Source organism: Bordetella pseudohinzii (assembly GCF_000657795.2).
Taxonomy (GTDB): Bacteria; Pseudomonadota; Gammaproteobacteria; order Burkholderiales; family Burkholderiaceae_B; genus Bordetella; species Bordetella pseudohinzii.
In genome coordinates this window covers 129,303-135,815 of sequence record NZ_JHEP02000013.1, presented here as the reverse complement: position 1 = coordinate 135,815, position 6,513 = coordinate 129,303, and the positions used below count along the sequence as shown (strand labels likewise).

The 6,513-nt window shown below is 67.4% G+C and carries 6 protein-coding genes; 5 read left to right on the top strand and 1 reads right to left on the bottom strand.

The genetic code is table 11. The features are described from left to right. The 3 genes from L540_RS16650 to L540_RS16640 all read left to right on the top strand — a co-directional run. A partial coding sequence (locus L540_RS16650) for a phosphate acyltransferase (protein ID WP_048026539.1) occupies positions 1 to 785 on the top strand: 785 nt, incomplete at its 5' end. After that, the gene (locus L540_RS16645) at positions 766 to 1,977 is read left to right on the top strand and encodes a patatin-like phospholipase family protein (protein ID WP_043210787.1); all 1,212 of its coding nucleotides are present in this window, start codon (positions 766 to 768) and stop codon (positions 1,975 to 1,977) included. The genes L540_RS16650 and L540_RS16645, both read left to right, overlap by 20 nt. Then, positions 1,974 to 2,438, top strand: a complete 465-nt coding sequence (locus L540_RS16640) for a barstar family protein (protein WP_043210789.1) — start codon at positions 1,974 to 1,976, stop codon at positions 2,436 to 2,438. Before L540_RS16645 ends, L540_RS16640 begins: the two co-directional genes overlap by 4 nt. An 11-nt stretch (positions 2,439 to 2,449) precedes the next feature. Here L540_RS16640 and L540_RS16635 read toward each other — a convergent pair whose 3' ends face one another. Further along, positions 2,450 to 3,184 (bottom strand): 16S rRNA (uracil(1498)-N(3))-methyltransferase, encoded by a 735-nt coding sequence (locus tag L540_RS16635; protein WP_043210791.1) that lies wholly within the window; start codon positions 3,182 to 3,184, stop codon positions 2,450 to 2,452. A 188-nt stretch (positions 3,185 to 3,372) separates the two neighbouring features. On the opposite strand from L540_RS16635, the gene tkt reads away from it, so the two are divergent. After that, on the top strand, positions 3,373 to 5,412 hold the full coding sequence (gene tkt / locus L540_RS16630; RefSeq protein WP_043211156.1) for a transketolase: 2,040 nt from the start codon (positions 3,373 to 3,375) through the stop codon (positions 5,410 to 5,412). Between the two features lie 14 nt (positions 5,413 to 5,426). Next, a complete protein-coding gene (gap, locus tag L540_RS16625; RefSeq protein ID WP_043210793.1) occupies positions 5,427 to 6,437 on the top strand; it encodes a type I glyceraldehyde-3-phosphate dehydrogenase in 1,011 nt (336 codons plus the stop codon). Positions 6,438 to 6,513 lie beyond the last annotated feature (76 nt).

Genomic DNA, 6,513 nt, shown 5'->3' with positions numbered 1-6,513 from the left:
TCACCAATCCCGAATACGACGAGCGCTTCCACCAGTACTGGACCACCTACTGGGAGCTGATGTGCCGCCGCGGCATCACCAAGGAGATGGCGCGGGTCGAAATGCGCCGCCGCACGACGTTGATCGGCGCGGTGATGGTGCGCCTGGGCGATGCCGACGGCATGGTCTGCGGCTCGGTGGGCGCCTATCACGACCACCTGCGCTTCGTCGACGAGGTCATCGGCAAAAAGCCGGGCGCCAAGATCTACGCCGCCATGAACATCCTGCTGCTCGATGAGCGCACGGTGGCCCTGGCCGATACGCACGTCAATGACAATCCGACCGCCGAGCAGATCGCCGAGATCACGCTGGCGGCGGCCGAGGAAATGAAGCGCCTGAACCTGGCGCCCAAGGCGGCTCTGCTGTCGCGCTCCAACTTCGGCTCGGGCAGCTCGGCTTCCGGCGCCAAGATGCGCGAAGCGCTGGAAATCCTGCGCGCCCAGGCGCCGGACCTGGAGGTGGACGGCGAGATGCATGGCGACTGCGCGCTGGACGCGGCGCTGCGCCTGCGCATCCTGCCGTCTTCCACGCTCAAGGGCGACGCCAATCTGCTGGTCTGCCCCAACGTGGATTCGGGCAATATCGCCTACAACCTGCTCAAGACGGCGGCCGGCGGCAATGTGGCGGTCGGTCCCTTCCTGTTGGGAGCCAACGCGCCGGTCAACATCCTGACCTCCAGTTCGACCGTGCGCCGCATCATCAATATGACGGCCATGACCGTGGTCGATGCCAACGTTGCGCGATGACGTTGCCGGCCCCGCGCGTCCCACCGGCCTGGTCCTGACCGGCGGCGGGGCGCGCGCGGCCTATCAGGTCGGGGTGCTGGGCGCGGTGATGGAGATCCTGGACCCGGACTTCCGTCCCGGCTGCCCCAATCCCTTCCAGATCATCTGCGGCACCTCGGCCGGCGCGGTCAATGCGGCGGCCATGGCCTGCCGCGCCGACCGGCCCCACCTGGCGGTGCGCCGCATGCGGCGCCTGTGGTCTTCACTGGACACCAGCATGGTCTACCGGGCCGACGCCCCCGGCCTGATCCGCAGCGGCGTGCGCTGGCTGGGCTTGTTGTCGCTGGGATGGATGTACTCGGGCGTGATGCGCAAGCGCCCCCAGTCCCTGCTGGACAGCCAGCCCCTGGCCAATCTGCTTGAGCGCGTGCTGAATTTCCGCCGCATGCGCCACAATCTTGCGCGCGGCCATCTGTCGGCCCTGGCGATCACGGCGTCGGGCTACACCAGCGGCGAGCATCTGACCTTCTATCAGTCCGATCGCCCCATCGAGCCTTGGCACCGCTCGCTGCGCCGCGCCGTGCCCTCGGCCATCGGCGTGGACCATGTCATGGCGTCCTCGGCCATTCCCTTGGTCTTCCCCGCCCGCGCCGTCAATGTGCAGGGTCAGACCGAATGGTGCGGGGACGGATCAATGCGCCAATTGGCGCCCATCAGCCCGGCCATCCATCTGGGCGCCGAGCGCGTGCTGGTGGTGGGGACGAGTTTCCAGGACGAAACCCACCCCGAACAACGCGCCGAGGCGCCCGGCTATCCCTCGCTGGCCCAGGTCGGCGGCCATGCGCTGTCCAGCATCTTCCTGGACGGCCTGTCCGTCGACCTGGAGCGCCTGGAACGCACCAACCGCCTGTTGGGTCACAGCCTGCCGGGCACCGAGCCCGGCCTGCGCCGCATCGAGGTCCTGGCCATCACGCCCAGCCAGTCGCTGGACCGGATGGCGCTGGAGCATCTGGACGCCATGCCGGCTGAAGTGCGTACCCTTTTCCGCGTACTCGGTGTATCGTCCGTGCCGGGGAGATCGGGCGGCGGATCGTTGATGTCCTATCTGCTCTTCGAAAGTGCCTATACAGAACGATTGATAGAACTGGGTTATGCCGATACGATGCGGCGTAGCGAAGAAGTGGTGAAGTTTTTCGAGGAGGCCCGGGCATGACGCGCAACGGCCAGACCACGCTGTTACGACAACTGCGCCGCGGGGGCGCAATCGCGCACGAGGATACGGACAAAGCGTCCATGGTCAACGCCACGCACGAGCTGGGCATGGCCCTGCTGGTGGCGGATTGCGACCGTGCGCGCAGCCGTTCGGCGGTGCTGCGCGCCATTGCCAAGGCGGTGGATTTCCCCGAATTCTTCGGCGGCAACCTGGACGCGCTCTACGATTGCCTCTGCGACACGGTGCTGGATCACAAGACCGGCGTGGTGCTCTGGCTGTACCGGCTGCATTCCGGCGACCCGGCGCTGGAGGAAGACGCCGCCGCCATCGAGACCGTCTGCGCCGACGCGGCCGAGTTCGCCGCTGAAAACGGCCGGGTGTTCTGCTATGTGGTCGAACATGCCGGACGGCATCCCGATCCCGAGCCGGGAGTGGCGGCCGCCCCCTACGGCGAAGTCTGAATTTTTCGCGCTCAGTTCCAGCCCAGCAGGGCGCTGACCGAGGCGATGAGCGCCAGGCCGGCGGTCTCGGTGCGCAGCACCCTCGGGCCCAGCCTGAGCGAGGCCACGCCGGCGGCCTGCGCCGCGGCGACTTCTTCTTCCGACCAGCCGCCTTCGGGGCCCACCATCAGCGTGAGGGCCGATGGGGCGGCTTGGCGCGCCAGCCAGCCTGGCAGGTCGTCGGCGGCCTGCGGATGGCACATGAGGCGCAAGCCCTCGTCCGGTTCGGCCAGCCACTCGCGCAGGGTGCGGGGCGCGGCGATTTCGGTCAGGCGGTTGCGGCCGCATTGCTCGGCGGCCGATTGCGCCACGCGGCGCCAGTGCGCCAGGCGCTTTTCCAGCCTCGGCCCGCTCAATTGCAGCACGCTGCGCTGCGCGGCGATGGGCAGGATGGCGGCGGCGCCCAGCTCCACGGCTTTTTCGACGATCCAGTCCATTTTGTCGCCCGAGGGCAGGCCCTGGACCAGCACGATGCGTCCAGGCAGCTCGGCCTCGCGCGCCAGGTGCGGGCCCAGTCGCGCATGGCCGGCCTTGCCGTCGACCTCCAGCCGGGCCGGATACTCGCCGCCGCGTCCGTCGAACAGCACGATATCGGCCCCGTCGCGCAGCCGCAGCACCCGGATGGCGTGGTGCGCCAGGGCGTCCGGCAAGGGCAGGCGCTGGCCGGCGGCCAGGGGGGTGTCGCAATAGAAACGGGGCAGACTCATGCGCAAGGGGACAAAAAAACAGGGGGCAATGTCGCATTTTGGCCCGAAGCCGCCCGCGGACGCCAGCTTTGCGCAAGGTTTGCCCGCGCCTCGGATGGGCTTACCCCCAGATGGTAAAATGATGAGCTTTCCATCCCCTATCTCTGGCGCCTTGGATGCGAGGCGCCAATGCCAAAGAGCCTTTTCGCATGAGCACTCCGACTGCCCCCCAACCAGCCTTGGCGGATGCCATCCGCGTACTCGCGATGGACGCCGTACAAAAAGCGAATTCGGGGCATCCCGGCGCGCCCATGGGCATGGCGGAAATCGCCCAGGCGCTCTGGCTGGGCAATCTGCGCCACAACCCCGCCGACCCGGCCTGGGCCAACCGCGACCGTTTCGTGCTGTCCAATGGCCATGGCTCGATGCTGATCTATGCGTTGCTGCACCTGACCGGCTATGACCTCTCCCTGGACGAGCTGAAGCAATTCCGCCAGCTGCATTCCAAGACCCCGGGCCACCCCGAAGTGGGCATCACCCCGGGCGTGGAGACCACCACCGGCCCGCTGGGGCAGGGCCTGGCCAATGCCGTGGGCATGGCCCTGGCCGAGGCGCTGCTGGCCGCCGAGTTCAACCGTCCCGGCCACACCATCGTCGACCATCACACCTATGTCTTCGTCGGCGACGGCTGCCTGATGGAGGGCATTTCGCACGAAGCCTGCTCGCTGGCCGGCACGCTCAAGCTGTCCAAGCTGGTCGCGCTCTACGACGACAACGGCATTTCCATCGACGGCCATGTGGAGCACTGGTTCGGCGACGATACCGCCAAGCGTTTCGAAGCCTATGGCTGGAACGTGATCCGCGGCGTGGATGGCCATGACGTGGCCGCCGTGGACGCCGCCATCAAGGCCGCCCGCGCGCAATCCGAAAAACCCAGCCTCATCATCTGCCGCACCGTGATCGGCAAGGGCGCGCCCACCATGGCGGGCACGCACAATGTGCACGGCGCGCCGCTGGGCAACGACGAGATCGCCGCCGCGCGCGCCACCATGGGCTGGAGCGCCACCCCCTTCGAGGTGCCGCAGGACGTCCGCCAGGCCTGGGACAGCCGCGAAGCCGGCGCCGCCGCGCAGGCCGACTGGCAGCGCGTTTTCGCCGCCTACGCCCAGGCCTTCCCGGCCGAGGCCGCCGAGTTCACGCGCCGCATGAAGGGCGACCTGCCGGCCGGCTTTGCCGAAAAGGCCCAGGCCTTCCTGGCCGCGACCGCGGCCCGCGGCGAGACGGTCGCCACCCGCAAGGCCTCGCAGTTCGCCATCACCGAGCTGGCCGGGCTGCTGCCCGAGCTGCTGGGCGGCTCGGCCGACCTGACGGGCTCGAATTTCACCGACTGGAAGGGCGTGACCGCCGTGCGCGCCGCCGACAAGGGCGGCGTGAGCTTCGGCCGCCACATCAACTACGGCGTGCGCGAATTCGGCATGGCCGCCATCATGAACGGCATCGCGCTGCATGGCGGCTACCTGCCTTTTGGCGGCACCTTCCTGACGTTCTCGGATTACTCGCGCAACGCCATCCGCATGGCGGCCTTGATGAAGCAGCGCGTGGTGCATGTGTTCACGCACGACTCCATCGGCCTGGGCGAGGACGGCCCCACCCACCAGTCGATCGAGCACGCGGCCAGCCTGCGCCTGATCCCCAATCTGTCGGTCTGGCGTCCCTGCGACACGGTCGAAACCACCGTGGCCTGGAACCTGGCCGTGTCCCGTCCGGCCAGCATCGGCATGGACGTGCATGACGGCGGCCCGACGGCCCTCCTGCTCTCGCGCCAGAACCTGCCCTTCGTGCCGCGCGACGAAGCCACGCTGAAGGCGGTTGAAAAGGGGGGTTACGTCTTGCGCGATGCGCCGGACGCCCGCGCGGCTATCATCGCAACGGGTTCAGAAGTCGCCATTGCCCTGGCCGCCCAGGAAGCGCTGGCCAAGGACGGCATCGCGGTGCGCGTGGTCTCCATGCCGAGCACCGATGTGTTCGACCGCCAGGATGCCGAATGGAAGCGCGCCGTGCTGCCCGCGGGCATGCCGCGCGTGGCCATCGAGGCTGGCGTGACCGCCTTCTGGCACAAGTACGTGGGCCTGGATGGCGCCGTGGTCGGCATCGACCGCTACGGCGAATCGGCCCCGGCTGGCGCCCTGTTCAAGTTCTTCGGCCTGACCACCGACAAGGTGGTCGAGGCTGTCAAGCAGGTTTTGTAAAAGGAGCTTTCGTCATGACCATTCGCGTCGCTATCAACGGCTACGGCCGCATCGGCCGCAACATCCTGCGCGCCCACTACGAAAACGGCAAGAAGCACGATATCGAGATCGTCGCCATCAATGACCTCGGCGATCCCAAGACCAATGCGCACCTGACGCGCTTTGACACCGCCCATGGCAAGTTCCCGGGCACCGTCGAAGTCGACGGCGAGTACATGGTCGTCAACGGCGACAAGATCCGCGTGCTGGCCAACCGCAATCCGGCCGAGCTGCCCTGGGGCGAGCTCAAGGTCGACGTGGTGCTGGAGTGCACGGGCTTTTTCACCTCCAAGGAAAAGGCCAGCGCCCACCTGAAGGGCGGCGCGAAGAAAGTCATCATCTCGGCGCCTGGCGGCAAGGACGTGGACGCCACCGTGGTGTTCGGCGTGAACCAGGGCGTGCTGCGCGCCGAGCACACCGTGATCTCGAACGCTTCCTGCACCACCAACTGCCTGGCCCCGCTGGTCAAGCCGCTGAATGACAAGCTGGGCGTCGAGACCGGCCTGATGACCACGGTCCATGCCTACACCAACGACCAGGTCCTGACCGACGTCTATCACGAAGACCTGCGCCGCGCCCGTTCGGCCACCATGAGCATGATCCCGACCAAGACCGGCGCCGCCGCCGCGGTCGGCCTGGTGCTGCCCGAACTGAACGGCAAGCTGGACGGCTACGCCATCCGCGTCCCGACCATCAACGTGTCCATCGTCGACCTGACCTTCATCGCCAAGCGCGACACCACGGTCGAAGAAGTCAACAGCATCCTGAAGGCTGCCTCTGACGGCGAGCTCAAGGGCATCCTCACGTACAACACCGAGCCGCTGGTGTCGGTGGACTTCAACCACAACCCGGCTTCGAGCAACTTCGACGCCACCCTGACCAAGGTCTCGGGCCGGCTGGTGAAGGTCTCGTCCTGGTACGACAACGAGTGGGGCTTCTCCAACCGCATGCTCGACACCACCGTCGCGCTGATGAACGCCAAATAAGTTGCCGTAAGCGCGGAGCCTCCGATGGAGGCTTCGGCTTGGACAACGGGCCGGACCCCAGGTGCCGGCCTTTTTA

What these genes read in the sequence shown, in the direction of transcription:
- L540_RS16640 (WP_043210789.1), top strand. Translation starts at nt 1,974, where the DNA reads ATGACGCGCAACGGCCAGACCACGCTGTTACGACAACTGCGCCGCGGG.
- gap (WP_043210793.1), top strand. Translation starts at nt 5,427, where the DNA reads ATGACCATTCGCGTCGCTATCAACGGCTACGGCCGCATCGGCCGCAAC.
- L540_RS16635 (WP_043210791.1), bottom strand. Translation starts at nt 3,184, where the DNA reads ATGAGTCTGCCCCGTTTCTATTGCGACACCCCCCTGGCCGCCGGCCAG.
- tkt (WP_043211156.1), top strand. Translation starts at nt 3,373, where the DNA reads ATGAGCACTCCGACTGCCCCCCAACCAGCCTTGGCGGATGCCATCCGC.
- L540_RS16645 (WP_043210787.1), top strand. Translation starts at nt 766, where the DNA reads ATGCCAACGTTGCGCGATGACGTTGCCGGCCCCGCGCGTCCCACCGGC.